The organism is Knoellia flava TL1 (genome assembly GCF_000768675.1).
Lineage (GTDB): Bacteria > Actinomycetota > Actinomycetes > Actinomycetales > Dermatophilaceae > Knoellia > Knoellia flava.
The window spans coordinates 13,915-32,869 of record NZ_AVPI01000034.1 but is presented as its reverse complement, the minus strand read 5'-3'; the positions used below and the strand labels follow the sequence as shown (position 1 = coordinate 32,869).

Below are 18,955 nucleotides of genomic sequence, written 5' to 3'. Positions count from 1 at the left end.
GCATGTCGAAGGACGACCGGCCGAAGTCCGCCAACATCCGCAAGAAGCCCAAGAAGCAGCTGATGATCTTCAGCGGCCGCTCCCACCCGGGGCTGGCCCAGGAGGTTGCCGCGCTCATCGGCACCGAGCTCGTCCCGACGAGCGCCTACAACTTCGCCAACGGCGAGATCTACGTCCGCTACGAGGAGTCGGTGCGCGGCTCCGACGCGTTCGTCATCCAGAGCCACAGCGCGCCGCTCAACGACGCGATCATGGAGCACCTCATCATGATCGACGCCCTCAAGCGGGCCAGCGCCAAGCGGATCACCGTCGTCATGCCGTTCTACGGCTACGCCCGTCAGGACAAGAAGCACCGCGGTCGCGAGCCGATCTCGGCCCGCCTCATGGCTGACCTCTTCCGCGCAGCGGGCGCTGACCGCCTCATCGCCGTCGACCTCCACACCGACCAGGTGCAGGGCTTCTTCGACGGGCCGGTGGACCACCTCATGGCGCAGCCGGTGCTCTCGGACTACGTGTCGGCGAAGTACGGCCACGAGGACCTCGCCGTCGTCTCGCCCGACGCCGGTCGCATCAAGGTCGCCGAGCAGTGGTCCAAGCGCCTCGGCGGCGTGCCGCTGGCCTTCATCCACAAGACGCGCGACATCAACCAGCCCAACCAGGCCGTCGCCAACCGCGTCGTCGGTGAGGTCCGCGGTCGGGTCTGCGTGCTCGTCGACGACATGATCGACACCGGCGGCACGATCACCAAGGCCGCCGACGCGCTCAAGGCCGACGGTGCCAAGGACGTCATCATCGCGGCGACGCACGCGATCCTCTCGCCGCCCGCGGCCGAGCGGCTGCGTGACTGCGCGGCGCGCGAGGTCATCGTCACCAACACGCTGCCCATCTCGCCCGAGAACGAGTTCGAGGGCCTCACCGTCCTGTCGATCGCCCCGCTCATCAGCGCGGCGATCAAGGAGGTCTTCGAGGACGGCTCCGTGACGAGCCTCTTCGGCGGACGCGCCTGAACTGTCACGGGACCTACCGCGCCGGAAGTGCTGTGATCACGACACTTCCCATGCGGTAGGTCCCGCTTTCAGTCGGCGTGCTGACGAGCCCTGTATGCCGCGACGTGGGCCTTGTTGGCGCACGTCCCGTCGCAGTAGCGCCGGCTGCGGTTCTTCGTGAGGTCGATGACGACGTCGCCGCAGTCGTCGGCGGCGCAGACCCGCAGCCGCTCGGTCTCACCCGCGCGGATGAGGTCGATGATCGCCATCGCGGCCTCGACGGCCATCCGCTTGGCGATCGGGTCGTCGTCCTCGGTGGCGTGGATGTGCCAGCCGAGGTCGTCGTGGCGGACGAGCCGGGGGAGGGCGCGGTGCTCGGCGAGCAGCTCGTTGACGCCCTCGACGAGCCCCTCCACGTCGCGGCTCCACAGCTCGCGCAGGCGGGGCCGCAGCGCGTGCACGTCGTCGAGCTCGGCGCGGGTCCGGGGGCGGCCTCCGCTCCACTCCCAGGCGTCGAGGTGGGCGTTGAGGGCGGCGAGCGTCGGGAGCTGCTCGTCGGTGTCGTCGCCGAAGCCCGGCTCCGAGTTCACCAGCGCGACGGCGTGCTGCAGCGTCAGCTCTGTGTCATATGCAAAGACCATCTTGACTCCTGACATTCGGGAGGGCTACCGTCACCAACGTAAGGACCAACCACACATATTACTCCTGACGAGGTGGCATCGTGAACGCAGGCATCCAGACCCGTACTCCGCGCGCCGTGCTCGTCGGGTTCCTCCTCGTGCTGCTCGCCTCGGCCACCTTCGGGTCGTCCGGTGCGTTCGCCAAGTCTCTGCTCCAGGCCGGCTGGACGCCGGGTGGCGTGGTGACGTGGCGCGTCGGGTTCGCGGCCGTGCTTCTCGTGCCGGTCGCGCTCTGGGTCACCCGCGGCCGCTGGCACCTGCTGCGGCGCAATGCCGGCCAGGTCCTCGCCTTCGGGGCGGTCGCAGTCGCCGGGTGCCAGTTCGCCTACTTCAACGCGGTCGAGTCGCTCTCCGTGGCGGTCGCCCTGCTGCTCGAGTACCTCGGCGTCGTCTTCGTCGTCGGCTGGATGTGGGCGGCCCACGGTCGTCGCCCGTCGCGGCTCACGCTCGTCGGCGTCGCGCTCTCCGTCGCCGGGCTCGTCCTCGTGCTCGACGTCTTCTCGGGCGTCGAGATCTCGTGGGCCGGTGTCGTCTGGGGCCTGCTCGCCGCCGTCGGCCTCGCCACCTTCTATGTCACGTCGGGCCACGAGCACGAGGAGTCGCTGCCGCCGCTCGCGCTCGCCGGGTTCGGGCTCGGCCTCGGCGCCGTGCTGCTCGTCGTCGCCAGCGCGACCGGGCTCATCGACTACGGCACGGCGCGCGAGAGCGTGCAGATCGCCGGCGCCACGGTCGCCTGGTGGGTGCCCGTCGCCGAGCTCGCCGTCGTCGCGGCGGCCATCGCCTACGGTGTCGGGGTCATCGGCACCCGGCTCGTCGGCGCGACGATCGCGAGCTTCGTCGGGCTCTCGGAGGTGCTCTTCGCCGTCCTCATCGCCTGGGCGCTGCTCGGCGAGCTTCCCGGTCTCGTCCAGGTCGCAGGCGGGCTCCTCATCCTCGGCGGCGTCGTCGCCGTGCGGCTCGGCGAGACGCCCGCCGTCCACGCCGACCTGCTCGGCGGCGACCCGGCCGACGGCTCCACCACGGATCCCGTCGTCGAGCCCGCCGCCCCCCAGCTGCGCTGACCCCGGAACGGGGCGGACGGCATACGGCCGATTGGCCTGTCCCGTGCCCGGTCGCCTAGACTCTCGGGGTTGCCTCGGCGAGGGACGCCGCACCGGCCAGAGATGTTCGGGCCCGCGCGTCCGTGATCGACGCGGTGGCCGCAGATCGCCGAATGATGATCCGCGGGCCAGCGCGCCTGTCCGTGCCGTGTCCCGCGTCGAGGCCACCGCAGACGGCGTCCCCACCGTCGTCACCTGACCGATTCGCCCCACGTCCCCAGGAGTTCTCCGTGTCCAACGACACCGTCAAGCTGACCGCCGAGGCCCGCACCCAGTTCGGCAAGGGTGCCGCCCGCAAGATCCGTCGCGACCACAAGATCCCCGCCGTCATGTACGGCCACGGCGCCGAGCCGGTGCACATCACCCTTCCGGGCCACGACGCGATGATGGCCCTCAAGAACCCCAACGCGCTCCTCACGATCGTCCTCGACGGCGACGAGCAGATGGCTCTCGCCAAGGACGTCCAGCGCGACCCGATCAAGCCGGTCATCGAGCACGTCGACCTCGTCATCGTCCGCAAGGGCGAGAAGGTCGTCGTCGACGTCCCGGTCCACGTCGAGGGCGAGGCCGGTCCGGAGACCGTCGTGACCGTCGACCACGCGACCCTCCAGGTCGAGGCCGAGGCCACCAACCTCCCGGAGTCGGTCACCGTCTCGGTCGAGGGCCTCGAGGCCGGCACCCAGATCCTGGCCGGCGCCGTCGAGATGCCCGCGGGCGCGACGCTCGTCACGGACGCCGAGGCCCTCGTCGTCAACATCACCCAGCAGATCTCGGAGGAGGCCCTCGAGGCCGAGCTCGCCGAGGCCGAGGCCGAGGCCGGCATCGAGCACGAGGAGTCCGACGCCGAGGCGGCCGAGGGCGCCGAGGGCGAGGCCGCCGAGGGTGCCGAGGGCGAGGCCGCTGCCGAGGCTGACGAGGCCAAGGCCGAGGACGCCTGAGCGATCCGCTCCCCGCGCGACTGACGCGCATCCCGCACGGGCCCGGTCCACCACGGACCGGGCCCGTTCGCGTCCCCGCACCACCCGGCATACTTGCTCGTCGTGAGCGAGACGTGGATGGTCGTCGGCCTGGGCAACCCGGGACCGACGTATGCCGGCAACCGCCACAACGTCGGAGCGATGGTCGTCGACGAGCTGGCCTCGCGGACGAAGAGCGCGCTCCGCGCGCACAAGGCGCGTGCGTCCGTGGCGCAGGTGCGCATCGGCACGGGGCCCGGGGGAGTGCCGGGCCCGAGCGCCGTCATCGCCGTGCCCCACAGCTACATGAACGAGTCCGGGGGGCCGGTCAAGGCGCTCATGGGCTTCTTCTCGGTCGAGCCCGACCGGCTCGTCGTCGTCCACGACGAGCTCGACATCCCCGCCGGTGACGTCCGGCTCAAGCTCGGCGGTGGCGAGGGTGGCCACAACGGGCTGCGCTCGATCTCGAAGTCGCTCGGCACCCGCGACTACCTCAGGGTGCGTGTGGGCATCGGCCGCCCGCCCGGCCGACAGGACCCCGCCGACTACGTCCTCAAGGACTTCTCCACGACCGAGCGCAAGGAGCTGCCCTTCCTCCTCGGCGACGCGGCCGACGCCGTGGAGATGCTCGTCACGCATGGCCTGCTCGAGACGCAGCAGCGGTTCCACGCACCCGCCGCCGGGAGCTGACCGTCATCGCGCCCCGTTAGGCTGAGGGGCGATGCCCACGCTGCAACCCCTCGTCGACCAGCTCGGCGCGGCACCCCAGATCTCCGCCCTCCTCGACACCGCCACGGCCCGCGCAACGTCGACGCTCGACGTCTCCGTGAGCGCCGGCGCGCGCCCCACCCTCATCGCCGCGGCGGTCGAGCGCCTTCGCGCCACCGCGCCCGACCGGCTGCCGCTGCTCGTCGTCACCGCGACGAGCCGCGAGGCCGAGGACCTCACCGCGGCGCTGGGCTGCTTCCTCGACCCGGATGTCGTCGCCGACTTCCCGTCGTGGGAGACGCTGCCGCACGAGCGGCTCAGCCCGCGCTCCGACACCGTCGGCCGCCGCCTCGCGGTCCTGCGCCGGCTCGCGCACCCGGCGACGGTCGCCGAGGACGACGCCGCGCACGGCCCGTTGTCGGTCGTCGTCGCGCCGGTGCGCGCCGTCCTCCAGCCGATCGCGAGGGGGCTCGGTGACCTCGAGCCGGTGGCCCTGCGCGCCGGCGAGGAGCACGACCCCGATGCCGTGGTCGAGGGTCTCGTTGCCGCTGCCTACAGCCGCACCGACCTCGTCGAGCGCCGTGGCGAGTTCGCGGTGCGCGGCGGGATCCTCGACGTGTTCCCGCCGACCGAGGAGCACCCGCTCCGCGTCGAGTTCTGGGGCGACACGGTCGAGGAGATCCGATGGTTCAAGGTGGCCGACCAGCGCTCGCTCGAGGTCGCCGAGCACGGGCTCTGGGCCCCGCCCTGCCGTGAGGTCCTCCTCACCGACGCCGTGCGCGACCGCGCCGCCGCGCTCGCCGAGCAGCTGCCCGGCGCCGCCGACCTCCTCACCAAGCTTGCCGCCGGCATCGCCGTCGAGGGCATGGAGTCGCTCGCCCCGGCCCTCGTCGACGGCATGGAGTCGATGCTCGACAGCTTCCCTGCCGGGTCGCCCGTCGTCACCTGCGACCCCGAGCGCGTCCGCACGCGCGCGCACGACCTCGTCGCGACGAGCCAGGAGTTCCTCGAGGCCGGGTGGGCCAACGCCGCCGCCGGCAACGCGGTGCCGATCGACCTCGAGCGCATCCTCGGCTCGGCGTCGTTCTGGACCGTCGGCGACCTGCGCGACCACGCCCGCGAGACCGAGCACCCGTGGTGGGACCTCACTCCCTTCGCCCTCGACACCGAGACCGCGGACACGACCGAAGGCGACGTCGCCGAGACCGGCACCGAGGACGCCACGGCATACAGGGGCGACATCGAGGCGGCGGCTGCCGACCTGCGTCGCTGGACCGACGACGGCTGGCGCGTGCTCGTCGCCACCGACGGCCAGGGCTCGGCCAAGCGCATCGTCGAGGTGCTCGGCGAGGCCGAGGTGCCCGCCCGGCTCGACGCGAGCCTCGACGACCTCCAGCCCGGCATCGTCCACGTGACCACGGCCCAGCTCGGCCGCGGCTTCGTCCACCCGGCCGGCCGGCTCGCCGTCCTCACCGAGTCCGACCTCACCGGCACGCCGTCCTCCGGTCCGTCGACCAAGGACATGCGGCGTATGCCGTCGCGTCGTCGCAACCAGGTCGACCCGCTCCAGCTCAAGACCGGCGACTTCGTCGTCCACGAGCAGCACGGTGTCGGCCGGTTCGTCGAGATGATGCAGCGCACCGTCCAGGGTGCGACGCGCGAGTACCTCGTCATCGAGTACGCCGCGTCCAAGCGCGGCCAGCCCGGCGACCGGCTCTTCGTGCCGACCGACCAGCTCGACCAGGTGACCCGCTACGTCGGCGGCGAGCAGCCCACCCTCAACCGGATGGGCGGCTCGGACTGGAAGCAGACCAAGTCCAAGGCCCGTCGCTACGTCAAGCAGATCGCGGCCGAGCTCATCCAGCTCTACTCCGCACGGATGGCGACCAGGGGCCACGCCTTCTCCCGCGACACCCCGTGGCAGCGCGAGCTCGAGGACGCCTTCGCCTACGTCGAGACGCCCGACCAGCTCAGCTCGATCGACGAGGTCAAGGCCGACATGGAGCGTGAGGTCCCGATGGACCGGCTCCTCGCCGGCGACGTCGGCTACGGCAAGACCGAGATCGCCGTGCGCGCCGCGTTCAAGGCGATCCAGGACGGCAAGCAGGTCGCCGTCCTCGTGCCGACGACGCTCCTCGTGCAGCAGCACCTCCAGACCTTCACCGAGCGCTACGCGCCCTACCCCGTGACGGTCAAGGCGCTGAGCCGCTTCATCTCCAAGAAGGAGTCCGACGCCGTCATCGAGGGGCTGGCCGACGGCACCGTCGACCTCGTCATCGGGACCCACCGCCTGCTCTCCGACTCGGTCCGGTTCAAGGACCTCGGCCTCGTCGTCGTCGACGAGGAGCAGCGCTTCGGCGTCGAGCACAAGGAGCAGCTCAAGTCGCTCCGCACGGCCGTCGACGTGCTCGCGATGTCCGCGACCCCGATCCCGCGCACACTCGAGATGGCCGTGACCGGCATACGCGAGATGTCAACTCTCGCAACGCCTCCCGAGGAGCGGCACCCCGTCCTCACCTACGTCGGCGCCTACGAGGAGAAGCAGATCACCGCGGCCATCCGGCGCGAGCTGCTCCGCGAGGGCCAGGTCTTCTACATCCACAACAAGGTGTCGACGATCGAGAGGGCCGCCGCCCGCATCCGCGAGCTCGTGCCCGAGGCGCGCATCGCGGTCGCCCACGGCAAGATGGGCGAGCACAAGCTCGAGCAGGTCGTCCTCGACTTCTGGGAGAAGCGCTTCGACGTCCTCGTCTGCACGACGATCGTCGAGACCGGCCTGGACATCTCCAACGCCAACACCCTCATCGTCGAGCGCGCCGACCGCCTCGGGCTGAGCCAGCTGCACCAGCTGCGCGGCCGCGTCGGGCGGGGACGCGAGCGGGCCTACTCCTACTTCCTCTACCCGCCCGAGGTGCCGCTCACCGAGACCGCGCACGACCGGCTGCAGACGATCGCGAGCCACACCGACCTCGGCTCGGGCATGCAGGTCGCCATGAAGGACCTCGAGATCCGCGGTGCCGGCAACCTCCTCGGCGGCGAGCAGTCCGGACACATCGCCGGCGTCGGCTTCGACCTCTACGTCCGGCTCGTCGGCGAGGCCGTCGCGAGCTTCAAGGGCGACGTCGAGGAGGAGATCGGCGAGATCAAGATCGAGCTGCCCGTCGACGCCCACCTCCCGCACGACTACGTGCCGGGTGAGCGGCTTCGCCTCGAGGCCTACAAGAAGCTCGCCACCGTCGCCGACGAGGCCGCGCTCGCCGACATCGAGGCCGAGCTCGTCGACCGCTACGGCCAGCCGCCGGAGCCGGTGCGCAACCTCATCGAGGTCGCCCGCCTGCGCACGGTCGCGCGGGCCGCCGGCATCCGCGACATCTCGGTCCAGGGCAACACCGTCCGCTTCGGCCCGGTCGAGCTGCGTGAGAGCCAGGAGCTGCGCCTCCAACGCCTCTACCCCGGCTCCATCGTCAAGCAGGCGCTCGGCACGGTCCTCGTCCCCAAGCCGATGACGGCGCGCGTCGGTGGCCAGCCGCTGCGCAACAAGGACGTGCTGGAGTGGGCGGGTGCGGTCATCCGCAGCGTCGTCATGGACAATGTCGGGACAGCAGCCGCGGTGGCGACCGCCGGGACCAGCAGCGGGTCCCGGGCCACCCGTTGACGAAGGGACACCCAGTGAAGGCCGTCAAGGCTCGCAGCACCGCCATCGCCCTCGCGGGCATCCTCGCCCTGTCCGCGTGCTCCGGCACGACCTCGGCCGAGACCGCCGCGGTCGTCGACGGGCGCGTCATCACCGAGCAGGAGGTGCGCGAGGCGACCTCCCAGATCAACAGGGCGTTCAACCCGCAGCAGCCGCTGACCGCCGCGCAGACGCTCACGCTGCTCATCCGCGCCCCCTACATCAACGAGGCCGCGGCCGCCGCCGGCCGCGCCCAGAGCGAGTCCGCCGCGCGGGCCGCGCTCAAGGACTTCCCCGAGACGCCCGCCGACTCGACGGTCGAGATCCTCCAGGCCGAGGCGAGCCTCCAGCAGGTCGACGACGCGGGGCGCCAGGAGCTGACGAAGAAGTTCGCCGAGATCGACATGAAGATCAACCCGCGCTACGGCCGCTTCGACCCCCAGCAGGCCTCGCTCGTCGCGACGTCGCCCAACTGGCTCGTCCCCGCCGCGCCTGCCGCGTCCGCGCCCGCGCAGCCGGCCCAGTGACGTCGTGGGGCGGCTGAGCCTCCTCGTCACGAGCCCGCGCGTCGCGCCGGGCCTCATGTCCCGCAGTGCCTGGTATGCCGTGGAGTCGGCGTCCGCGCGCCTGTGCCGCGACCTGTCGGAGCCGGTCGTCGAGGCTGTCGCCGAGTCGGGCCTGACCGTCGACCCCGTGGGTGAGGAGCTCTCGCCACCGGAGCTCGCCCGGCTCCTCGTCGACCGGGCCGTCGAGGCGGATGTCGTGTGGCTCGGCTCGGCCGACGCCGACCCCGGCCTCACCGATGCCATCGCCTCCGAGGTGTCCCGGCTCGAGATCCCGCCCGAGGTCGAGATGGTCGTCGCGTCCTGGGACGTGCCCGGCTCCCGGCTGCTCGACGCCGTCGCGGTCATGGACCGGCTGCGCTCGCCCGGTGGCTGCCCGTGGGACGCGAAGCAGACCCACGAGTCGCTCGCGAAGTACCTCACCGAAGAAGCCGCCGAGACCGTCGAGGCGATCGAGTCCGGTGACCGGCGGCACCTCGCGGAGGAGCTCGGCGACGTGCTCCTCCAGGTGCTCTTCCACGCCCGGGTGGCCGAGGACGCGACCGACGAGGCGGACGTCTTCGACATCGACGACGTCGCCGGCGGTCTCGTCGCCAAGCTCGTCCGTCGCCACCCGCACGTCTTCGCCGACGGCGACGCCTCGACCCCCGAGGAGGTCGAGGAGGCCTGGGCCCGCATCAAGGCCGAGGAGAAGGCCGCGAAGTCCGGCGGCTGAGCCGTCCGCGTGCGATCCTTGGCCGTCGCGCCCGAGGAGGACCCGTGAGCCAGTCGCCCCACCACCCGGGACAGCCGGTGCCACCGCACCAGCCGTACGCCCCGTATGCCGTCCCGCCGCCCTACGGCTATGCCCAACCGCCGGCGGGCTCGCCGCGGTCGACGGGCCTCAACCCGTGGGCCGCCGGAGCCATCGGGGTCGTCGTGGGCATGGGCCTCACCTTCATCGGCATGACCGTCGTGCCGATGCTGTTCTTCGGGCTGGCGTTCGGGGGGTTCGGGTCCTTCGACGAGGGGTTCCCGGGTCCGCCGTCGGGCCGGGTGGAGGTGGCGGCCGACGGCAGCGTGGGCGGCGAGGCCCTCGCCGAGGCCCTCGAGGACGAGGGCGACTACTACTACGAGGACGTGTCCTGCCCGGCGACCGCCCGGGTCGCCACCGACGTCACGACGATCTGCCGGGGCAACGACGGCGTCGACGACCTGCGCATCGTCGTCGTCTTCGAGGGCGACGACGGCCGGTTCCGGACCGCCGACCTCTGGTGACCGGACGGCATACGGCGGGTCTCAGGTGGAGCAGGTCCGCGAGTACGGCCGGTCCGGCAGGTAGGTGCGCCACTCCGCCTTGGTGAGGACGCGCCCGGAGGCCCGGCAGGCGGCGGCCACCCACGAGCCCGGGTCGAGGTCCCAGCGGAGCACCGAGCCGTCACTGCTCGCGTAGAGGAGGGATGAGCCGTCCCTCGAGAAGGCCGGGTCGCCTTCTCCGGGCACCGCGACGGTGCCGCGGTGGGCGCCCGTCCGACCGTCCCAGTGGCTGAGGCGTCCTTCGTTCGCGCTCGCGACGAGGGACCCGTCGTCGCTCCAGGCGGTGAAGTAGTAGCCGACCAGCCCGGCCTGGGCCGGGTCGGGCGGTGAGATCCAGGTCATCGTGCTTGCGTCGAGGAGCCCCACCCCGGCGGGCCCGCAGTCGACGATGGCGCGGCTCCCGTCGGGGGAGGGGTACACGTTGACGATGGTGTCGCCGAGGTCCGGAATCGACCGGACGGTCCCCTTCGCGTAGTCGACGACGGTGTCCGGGAGCCACACGGTCTGGTCCCCGGCGGCCACGAAGTTCCACACGTCGTCGGTCTTCGCCGTGCCGGCGTCCTTGGCGTACACGACGATCGGCTCCCGGGTCGGCAGGAGGGTCCTCGAGTCCAGCACGTGCAGACGACCCTCCGTCGTGCCGACGAGCAGGTGCTTCCCGTCGAGGCTGAAGTAGGTCGCTGCGGCACCCTCCACGGACGGGGCCGGGACGAAGCGTCTCTCGGCAAGACTGCGGCTCGTGGTGGCATCCCACAGCCGCACCCAGGGGTCGCCGTAGCTCGTGCTGAGCATCGTGCCGTCCGGGTGCCAGCTCAGGTCGTCGTAGCCTCCCTGCGACCGTTCCGGCGAGACGACCGGGCCCAACCTGCCCGTGGCGAGGTCACGCACCCGGAAGGACTCGCCCGCATCCGTCGAGTAGGCGACCCTGCTGAGGTCGGGGGAGAGCGCGAGCCACGGGTCGCGCCATCCGAGGGGCTCGCCGGTCCGCGCGGCCAGGAAGCGCCGAGTGCCTGCGAGGTCCCATTCCTGGATGAGCCCGGCGGTGGTCTTCGTGAACAGCGTGGTCCCGTCCCGGCTGAACGCGGGGTCCTGGACTTCACCGTCCTGGACGAGGAGCTCGACGGGCTCCCCTCCGCTGAGGTCCCAGACCACGAGCTGCTCACCCGTCGACGCGAGCCGGGTTCCGTCCGTTGAGAAGGCGAGCGCCTGGGTCGGCCCCTGCCTGGTCAGTCGCGATCGTGCCGTCAGGGTGGCGGTGTCCACGAGGACCACCTCCGCACCGGCTCCCACGGCGAGCGTCCTGCCATCCGGGCTCAGGGCCAGGACGTCGTCCAGCTGGGTCGCGCCCAGGTCGGCCGGCGTCAGGGTGCGGCGCGTGCTGCCGGTGGGGAGGTTCGTGACGAGGAGCTGTCCCTTGGCCCCGGGCACGAGATCCAGCCCGTAGGCGCCCGAGTAGAGGGTGCGTCCGTCGGGGCTGAGGGTGGGTGCGCTGCCGACCCATCCCAGCTCCAGCTGGGCGACCGGCCTCTGCGGGGAGAGGAGGTCCCAGACGAAGGTCTGGGTGCGCCCGTCCTCGGGCATGTGGACCATCGACGCCGCGAACCACCGACTCGACGGTGAGAACCCGAGGTACCAGCGACCGGGGAAGCCGAGGTCGAGGATCTGGTAGTCCGGCGGGATCCCACCGAGCTGGACGGCAGACCGCTCGCCGCTCGGGTCGAGGAGGGTGACGGGTGGCTGCCCGCCGTCCACGAGGTCGCCGGCGATCGACGCCGCGTACCCGGCGCCGTCGGGTCGGGCGAGCACCGACCCGCCGACCGGGACCCGTCCCGTGGGGGTCCTGCGTTGCAGGGTCCCGGCGTCATAGAGCTCGAGACCGACACCGTCCGCGGCCATCACGGCCACCTGCTGGGTGGCGGTGTTGACGGTGAGGTGGAGGACACGAGCGGCGCTGCGGGCGTTCCGCACGAGGGCCGGGGCCCTGTCGAGTGTCGCGAGCAGGTTGGTGCGCGTCTCCATGGAGTCGTGGAGCCCCACCCCGGCGGCGGCGAGCAGCAGCGAACGGTCGAGCTGGTCGGACCGCAGGGCCTCGGCGCCAAGGCGTCGTGCGTCGGCGACGAGGGCCTGCCGGTCGGCTCGCCGGGCGGCCGTCAGCGCCAAGGTGCCGGCGACGATGGCCACGGCCAGCAGAGCCGCGACGACGCCCAACCCGATCCGCAGCCTCTGGTTGAGGCGGCGCTCGCGACGCACCTGCTCCTGCGTCGCGCGCTCCTCCTTCTCGGCGAGGGCAGCGGAGGCGTCGAGGAAGTCGCGCTCCTCCGGGGTGAGGGAGGGCCGGGCGCGCGCCCGCCACTCGGCCGCCCGCGCCTGCCGTGTGCCTCGGTAGAGCTCGCTGTCAGGGCGGCCGAGCTCGTCCCAGCTCTGGGCGGCGACCGCCACGTGACGCATGGTTCGCAGGCCCTCGACGTCCTCGTCGAGCCACGACCGCAGGCGTGGCCACGCGACGGCGAGGGACTCGTGGGCGACCTCGACGGTGTCGCCGTCGCTCGCCACGAGGCGGGCGTCGAGCAGCAGCTCGACGAGCCGCGCGTGGTCCTCGTCGCCGGTGACCGCCCTGCGGGGGATCCGTGTCGCCACGGGTGCGCCTTCCTGGTCCGGGCCCACGAGGCGAAGCATGAGGTCGCGCAGCATCGACCGCTGGGCGGGGTCCAGCCGGCGGAAGACGTCCTCCGCTGACTGGGCCACGGCCTCGCGCACCCCACCCGTGGCCGTGTAGCCGGCAACGGTGAGCGTGGACCCCTCACGGTGCTCCCACGTCCTGCGCAGGACGTGGGAGAGGAGTGGCAGGGCTGCGGGCTCGCCCGCGACCTCACGCAGCAGCAGGTCGACGAGGCCCGGTTCGAGCCGCAGACCCGCCTGGGCGGCGGGTCCCTCGATCGCCCGTCGCAGGTCGTCCTCGGACATGGGACCGAGCAGCAGGAGGCCGGTCTCGACGAGGCGGGCGAACTCCGGGTGCGCGGACAGCTCCCCGAGGCGGTCCGCCCGCATCGAGACGACGAGCAGCCCCTTGCCCGACTCCGCGAAGCCGACGAGCCGGTGGAAGAAGGTCGACCGTTCCGATGACGTCGACTCGAGCGCCAGGGCCTCCTCGCACTGGTCGACGACGAGCACGTCGGACGCGCGCAGGTCGAGACGGGTGAGGGTGTGGGCCGGGCTCGACCCCGGCGTGACGACGTGCACCCGACGTCCGTCCCGCCGCAGCGCGGCACCGACTCCGGCACGCGCGAGCGACGACTTGCCGCTGCCCGAGGGGCCGAGCACCGCGAGGACCCCGTGGGCGTCCAGGCGGGCCAGGCAGGAGGCGATCTCGGCCTCCCTCCCGAAGAAGCCCTCCGCGTCGTCGATGTCGTAGGGCACGAGACCCGGATAGGGGCAGGCGCCCGGTGGCGTGGCTGCGTGTGCCGTCGGCTCGAGGTCGGGGTCCTGCCGCAGGATGGCCGCTTCGAGGTCGGTCAGCTCTCCGCCCGGGTCGAGGCCCAGCTCGTTGACGAGCAGGAGCCGGGCGCGGTGGAGGGTGGCGAGGGCGTCGGCCTGTCGGCCGGCGCGGTACTGGGCGAGGGCGAGCAGCCCCCACCGGTGCTCGCGCATCGGCTGCTCGGCGACGAGGCGTGGGACGCCCGCGAGGACGTCCTCGTGCCGACCGGCCCTCAGGAGCGACTCGGCGTGCAGGTCCTCGGCGTCGCGCCACAGCTCGATGAGCCGCTCGGACTCGACCCGTCCCGGGTCCCAGTCGCGCAGCTCGTCGAAGGGCTCACCGCGCCACAGCTCGCGGGCCCGCCCGGTGACGAAGAGGGCTCGGTCCGGTTCGCCGTCGGCGAGGAGCCGTCGGGCGCGGCCGACCAGGTCCTCGAAGTGGACGTGGTCCATGTCGTCGCGGTGCAGCTGGAGCCGGTACCCCTGACCCGCCGTCTGGATGGTCTCGGCCCCCAGTGCCTTGCGCAGGCGGACGATGCACCCCTGGACGACCTTGTGCCACGTGTCGGGAAGGTCCTCGCCCCACACCGCCTCGGCGAGGGTGTCGACGCTCACCTCCGAGCCCGGGCGCGACGCGAGGGCGAGGAGCACCAACCGGTCGCGTGGGCTGAGCGTCGTCCTGCCCTCGTCGACCTGCAGTGATCCGAGCACTGCGATGCGCATGACTCGACTGTGGGACTGGGTCCAAGGGCCGTCAATAGCACCGATACCAGCCTGAAACCACCCCTCGGAGCCCTGCCCCCGCCGAGTCCGTATGCCGTCCGCGCACCATCCGGGTCCGCCGCTCGCCACGGTGCGGTGGACGGCATACGGCGGGGCTCAGGTCGAGCAGGTGCGGGTGAAGGGCCGGTCCGGCAGGTAGGTCCGCCACTCGGCCTCGGTGAGCTCGCGGCCCGCGAGCCGGCAGGCAGCGGACACCCACGTCGAGGGGGCGAGGTCCCAGGTGAGGATCGCGCCGTTCTGGTCGGCGACGAGGAGCTGCCGTCCGTCCGGACTGAAGGCGACGGCGCCGCTGACATCCATGGGAAGGGACGCCTTGAGCGCCCCCGTGCGGCCGTCCCAGTAACTGACCTGGCCCTCGTCGCCGACGCTGGCGAAGAGCGACCCGTCCTCGGTCCACGCTCCTTGGTAGCCGACCATGCGCGCCTGCGCGGGAGAGGGAGGAGAGATCCACGTCATGGTGTCGGCCGCGAGGAGACCTGTGCCGGCGTCCAGCGCGTCGACGAACAGGCGCGTCCCGTCGGGTGAGGAGATGACGTCGGCGATCGTGACCCCGAGGTCGGGGTAGGGCCGCACCGACCCGGTCAGGTAGTCGACGATCCGCGTGGTGGTGTAGACGGTGCGTCCGTCCCCGCTCGGAGTGAACGCGTCGAGGGGAGGCTGCTCGCCGTCGACCTCCTCGACGACGCGGATCGGCTCGCGCGTGGGCACGAGCGTGCGCGCGTCGAGCACGTGGAGACGCCCGGCGGTGGTCCCGACGAGCAGGTGCCTGCCGTCCACGCTGAAGAACGCGAGTGCGGCGCCCTCGTCCGGGTCGGTCGGGTCGAGGCGGTGGCGAGCCACCTCCCTGCCGGTGGTGGCGTCCCAGGTCCGGACGACAGGGTCCCCGCTCGTGATGTTGAGGGTGGACCCGTCCGGGTGCCAGGCGAAGTCGATGAAGTTGCGCTGCTCCATCGCCACGTTGACGGGTGCACCCAGCTCGCCGGTCACGGCATCCCGCACGCGGAAGCTCGGACCGCCGATGCCGTAGCCGACCCGGGCGAGGTCGTTGGTCCACCTGGGGATCGAGTCCCCTTCGAGGTCCGCCGGGGACCGCTGGCCGACGAACCGGTTCTCGCCGCTGAGGTCCCAGGCCTGCAGCAGGCCGCCATCGGCGGCGTAGAGGTCCGCGCCGGTGGGACCGAAGGCGAGCTGGGCCCCGGGAGTCTCCTGGAAGAAGACCTCCTCCGGCTCGTCGGAGGTGAGGTCCCATACGAGGAGCCGTTCGCCGGCTGCCGCGAGCCTGGAGCCGTCGGGGGAGAAGGTGAGCCAGTCCGTCCAGACCTGACCCGACAGGTAGTCCCGGGGTCGCAGGGTCGCGCGGTCGACGACGACGGCCTCGGGTCCGCCGCCGACCGCGAGCCGACGTCCGTCCGGGCTCAGGGCGAGGCCGCCGATCTGGCGGACGGCGAGGTCGTCGGGTCCCACGACCCGGGTGACCCGGCCCGAGGGCAGCTCGGTCACCTGGAGGGCGTCCTCGCTCGTCGTGTAGAGCAAGCGGCCGTCGGGACTGGGGGTGGGGCTGGCCGACACGTCGAGGGCGAGGTCGGCCACCGGACGTGCCGGGCTCCGCAGGTCCCAGACGAGCGTGCGCTGCGGCTCGGAGTTGACGTCGACGTGGCGCAGGGTGGTGGCGAGCCACCGTCCGTCCGGGCTGAAGCCGAGTTCCTGGAAGGTGTGGAAGTCCTTGGGTATGCCGCCCAGCTGGACCGCCGACCGCGAGCCGTCCGCGTCGAGCAGCACGACGGCAGGGTCGACCCCGGCCTTGACGCGCTCGGGGACGGCGGCTGCGGCGAAGCGAGTCCCGTCGGGGCTGGCGCGCAGGGCGACCGCCCGGGGGAGGTCGGGTCTCGGGTCCCCCAGCGGGCGCAGGGTCGTCGGGTCGTGGCGACGCAGCCCCGACCCGCTGAAGCTCGTGAGGACGAGGCCCGAGCGCGGGTTGACCGCGACACCGAGGGCGAGCCCGTTGGCGCGGGTGCTCGCCGTGAGCGCCGACCCGCGGCCCAGCGTCTCGAGAAGGTAGTTGCGGGTCTCCACCGAGTCGTCGAGTGCGACGGCGGCCGAGGCGAGCAGCAGCGACTGGTCGAGGGCCTCCGATCGCAGGGCCTCGGCCCCGAGCCGCCGCGCATCCGCGGCCAGCGCCTGCCGGGAGGCGGACGTGGCCTCACGGTCGGCCCGGTCGCCGTTGGCCTTGGCGACGGTGCCGAGCAGGATCGCGACCGCCAGGGCGGCGGCCGTCCCGGCGAGGCCCAGGCGGAGCCGGTTGTTGAGGCGGCGCTCGCGACGAACCTGCTCCTCGGTGGCCCGCTGCTCCCTCTCGGCCAGGTCGGCCGACGCCGCGAGGAAGTCACGCTCCTCACGGGTGAGCGTCGGGGCGGAGCGTGCCTGCCACTCGGCCGCCCTCGCCTGGCGCACGCCGCGGTAGAGCTCGCTGTCCGGACGGCCCAGCCCGTCCCAGCTCTCGGCGGTCACCGACAGGTGGCGCATGATGCGCAGCCCGTCGACGTCCTCGTCGAGCCAGGACCGCAGCCGGGGCCACGCGAGGACGAGCGACTCGTGTGCGATCTCGATGGTGTCGCCGTCGCTCGCGAGCAGCCGCGCCGTGACGAGTTGCTCGACGAGCTGGGAGTGGGCGGCATCGCCCGTGACCGTCCGCCGGGCCACGCGGGTGCGCACCGGGTCCCCGCCCTCGTCGGGCGAGACGAGGCGCAGCATGAGCTCCCTGACGATGGCCTGCCGGGCAGGGTCGAGGTCGCGGAAGAGCCCTTCGGCCGACTGCGAGACGGCTTCGCGCACGCCCCCGGTCGCGGCGTAGCCCTCGACCGTGAGGGTGGAGCCCTCGCGGTGGAACCACGTCTGCCGCAGCACGTGCGACAGCAACGGCAGCGCGGCGGGCTCGCCCGCGACCTCGCGCAGCAGGAGGTTGACCAGGCCCGGTTCGAGGCGGAGCCCCGCCTGCCCCGCAGGCCCCTCGATGGCTTGGCGCAGGTCCGGTTCGGCCATCGGCCCGAGGAGGTAGAGCCCGGCCTCGACGAGCCGGGCGAGCTCGGGGTGTGACGAGAGCTCGCCCAACCGGTCGGCGCGCATCGACACGACGAGCAGCCCTCGACCGGTCGCGGTGAAGGCGACGAGCGCCGTGACGAACTCCGTGCGCTGCGGTGAGTCCGGTGGCAGGGCCAGCGCCTCCTCGCACTGGTCGACGACGAGCGCGTCGTGGGGTCGCAGGTGCAGCGCCGTGAGGGTGTCCGCGGGGTGCGGCCCGGGAGTCATGACGTGGACCCGGCGCCCGTCGCGTTCGAGCGCGGCCGCCACCCCGGCCCGGGCGAGGGAGGACTTGCCGCTGCCCGAGGGTCCGAGGATCGCCACGATCCCGGTCTCGTCGAGGCGCCTCAGGCAGGCCGAGACGTCGCCCTTACGCCCGAAGAAGGCGGCTGCGTCCCGGACGTCGTAGGCGAGGAGCCCGAGGTAGGGGCACTCCGACTCGGACCCCCCGACCGACTCGGGCGCCGCGGCGAGCGACGGGTCCTGCCGCAGGATCGACTGCTCGAGCTCGCTCAGCTCCGGGCCCGGGTCGAGACCCAGCTCGCCGATGAGCGTCTGCCGGGCCCGGTTCAGCGTCTGGAGCGCGTCACCCTGCCGCCCGTCGAGGTACTGCGCGAGTGCGAGCAGACCCCATCGGCGCTCACGCATCGGCTGCTCCGCCACGAGCCGGCTCGCCTCCCCGAGGACGTCGCGGTGGTGCCCGGCCCGCAGGGCGGCCTCGACGTGCAGGTCCTCGGCGTCGCGGGACAGCTCGACGAGCCGCTCCGACTCGACCCGCCCCGGACCCCACTCGGCGAGCTCGGCGAACGGCTCCCCGCGCCAGAGCTCGCGCGCCTGTCGCGTGAGGAAGAGCGCCCGCTCGGGTTCACCGTCCGCGAGCAGCCGGCGGGCCCGGGTGAGCAGGTGCTCGAACTGGACGTGGTCGAGGTCGTCGCGGTGGAGCACGAGGCGGTAGCCGTGACCGGTCGTCTCGACCGCCTCGGGTCCGAGCGCCTTGCGCAGTCGCGAGATGCAGCCCTGGACGACCTTCTGCCAGCTGTCCGGCAGGTCCTCGCCCCACAGGGTCTCGGCGAGGGTCTCGGTGCTCAGCTCGGCACCGGGCCGCGACGCGAGCGCGAGCAGGACGACCCGGTCGCGGGGGCTGAGAGCGGTGCGTCCCTCGTCGACCTGGAGCGGGCCCAGCAGCGCGATGCGCATGAGTCGAGGGTCGTGCGCCCTCACAGGGCCGTCAATAGCCCTGATACCCGGCTGATACCGCCTCGATGACCACCCGGAACCACCCCGTGCGACAACGGATCCAGGACATCCCGTCCAGCCCCACCACCGGTCACGAAAGGACCACGTCATGTCGCACACGACCAGCATCCGCCGGGCACTCACCGTCGCCGGTGCCACCGGGATCCTCGCCTTCTCGGTCGCAGGCCCCGCAAGCGCCCGCCCCGACCCCGGCAACGGCTCGCAGTCCGAGTGGAGCTGCCAGAACGGCTGCTACGAGGGCGGCACCACGCCCGGCACCGTCAACACCGTGACCATCGACGACAACGCCCTCGAGCTGCTCCAGCTCGGCGGAGGCGTCCTCGCCGGCATCGCGCTGGCCGGCGCCGGCGTGGCGCTCGCCTCGCGTCGCAGTCACGCGCACGCCGCCCACCCGGCGTGAC

The 18,955-nt window shown here is 72.6% G+C and carries 12 protein-coding genes; 9 read left to right on the top strand and 3 right to left on the bottom strand.

Translation table 11 applies throughout. The features are described 5' to 3' along the window. The first annotated feature begins 2 nt into the window (after nt 1–2). Nucleotides 3–1,007 carry a ribose-phosphate diphosphokinase gene (locus tag N798_RS11525; protein ID WP_035948664.1) on the top strand — a complete coding sequence of 335 codons (1,005 nt, stop codon included), beginning with the start codon at nt 3–5 and terminating at the stop codon, nt 1,005–1,007. Nucleotides 1,008–1,075: 68 nt separating this feature from the next. On the opposite strand, the gene N798_RS11520 is transcribed toward N798_RS11525, so the two are convergent. Beyond that, on the bottom strand, nt 1,076–1,627 hold the full coding sequence (locus tag N798_RS11520; protein ID WP_035948662.1) for a CGNR zinc finger domain-containing protein: 552 nt from the start codon (nt 1,625–1,627) through the stop codon (nt 1,076–1,078). A gap of 80 nt (nt 1,628–1,707) precedes the next feature. On the opposite strand from N798_RS11520, the gene N798_RS11515 reads away from it, so the two are divergent. The 7 genes from N798_RS11515 to N798_RS11485 all read left to right on the top strand — a co-directional run bounded on the left by N798_RS11515 (nt 1,708) and on the right by N798_RS11485 (nt 9,923). Beyond that, complete coding sequence (locus tag N798_RS11515; protein WP_229708560.1) at nt 1,708–2,727, top strand: EamA family transporter; 1,020 nt, start codon at nt 1,708–1,710, stop codon at nt 2,725–2,727. Between the two features lie 269 nt (nt 2,728–2,996). Continuing rightward, complete coding sequence (locus tag N798_RS11510) at nt 2,997–3,704, top strand: 50S ribosomal protein L25/general stress protein Ctc (protein WP_035948661.1); 708 nt, start codon at nt 2,997–2,999, stop codon at nt 3,702–3,704. 117 nt (nt 3,705–3,821) lie between these two features. Continuing rightward, nucleotides 3,822–4,412: an aminoacyl-tRNA hydrolase gene (pth, locus tag N798_RS11505; RefSeq protein ID WP_035948660.1), complete on the top strand. Its 591-nt coding sequence runs from the start codon at nt 3,822–3,824 to the stop codon at nt 4,410–4,412. A gap of 31 nt (nt 4,413–4,443) precedes the next feature. Further along, nucleotides 4,444–8,085 carry a transcription-repair coupling factor gene (gene mfd, locus N798_RS11500; protein WP_035948658.1) on the top strand — a complete coding sequence of 1,214 codons (3,642 nt, stop codon included), beginning with the start codon at nt 4,444–4,446 and terminating at the stop codon, nt 8,083–8,085. Nucleotides 8,086–8,099: 14 nt separating this feature from the next. Then, a complete protein-coding gene (locus tag N798_RS11495) occupies nt 8,100–8,630 on the top strand; it encodes a hypothetical protein (RefSeq protein ID WP_035948657.1) in 531 nt (176 codons plus the stop codon). 4 nt (nt 8,631–8,634) lie between these two features. Continuing rightward, nucleotides 8,635–9,381, top strand: a complete 747-nt coding sequence (locus N798_RS11490) for a nucleoside triphosphate pyrophosphohydrolase (RefSeq protein ID WP_035948656.1) — start codon at nt 8,635–8,637, stop codon at nt 9,379–9,381. Nucleotides 9,382–9,425: 44 nt separating this feature from the next. Beyond that, nucleotides 9,426–9,923 (top strand): hypothetical protein, encoded by a 498-nt coding sequence (locus N798_RS11485; protein ID WP_035948655.1) that lies wholly within the window; start codon nt 9,426–9,428, stop codon nt 9,921–9,923. Nucleotides 9,924–9,944: 21 nt separating this feature from the next. Here the strand turns inward: N798_RS11485 and N798_RS11480 are convergent, their stop codons facing one another. Both N798_RS11480 and N798_RS11475 read right to left on the bottom strand, forming a co-directional pair. Further along, on the bottom strand, nt 9,945–14,159 hold the full coding sequence (locus N798_RS11480) for an nSTAND1 domain-containing NTPase (RefSeq protein WP_035948653.1): 4,215 nt from the start codon (nt 14,157–14,159) through the stop codon (nt 9,945–9,947). Nucleotides 14,160–14,315: 156 nt separating this feature from the next. Beyond that, the gene (locus N798_RS11475) at nt 14,316–18,494 is read right to left on the bottom strand and encodes an nSTAND1 domain-containing NTPase (protein ID WP_035948652.1); all 4,179 of its coding nucleotides are present in this window, start codon (nt 18,492–18,494) and stop codon (nt 14,316–14,318) included. A gap of 148 nt (nt 18,495–18,642) precedes the next feature. Here N798_RS11475 and N798_RS18145 point away from each other — a divergent pair, with 148 nt between their 5' ends. Next, the gene (locus tag N798_RS18145; protein WP_035948651.1) at nt 18,643–18,954 is read left to right on the top strand and encodes a hypothetical protein; all 312 of its coding nucleotides are present in this window, start codon (nt 18,643–18,645) and stop codon (nt 18,952–18,954) included. Nucleotide 18,955: the final 1 nt, after the last annotated feature.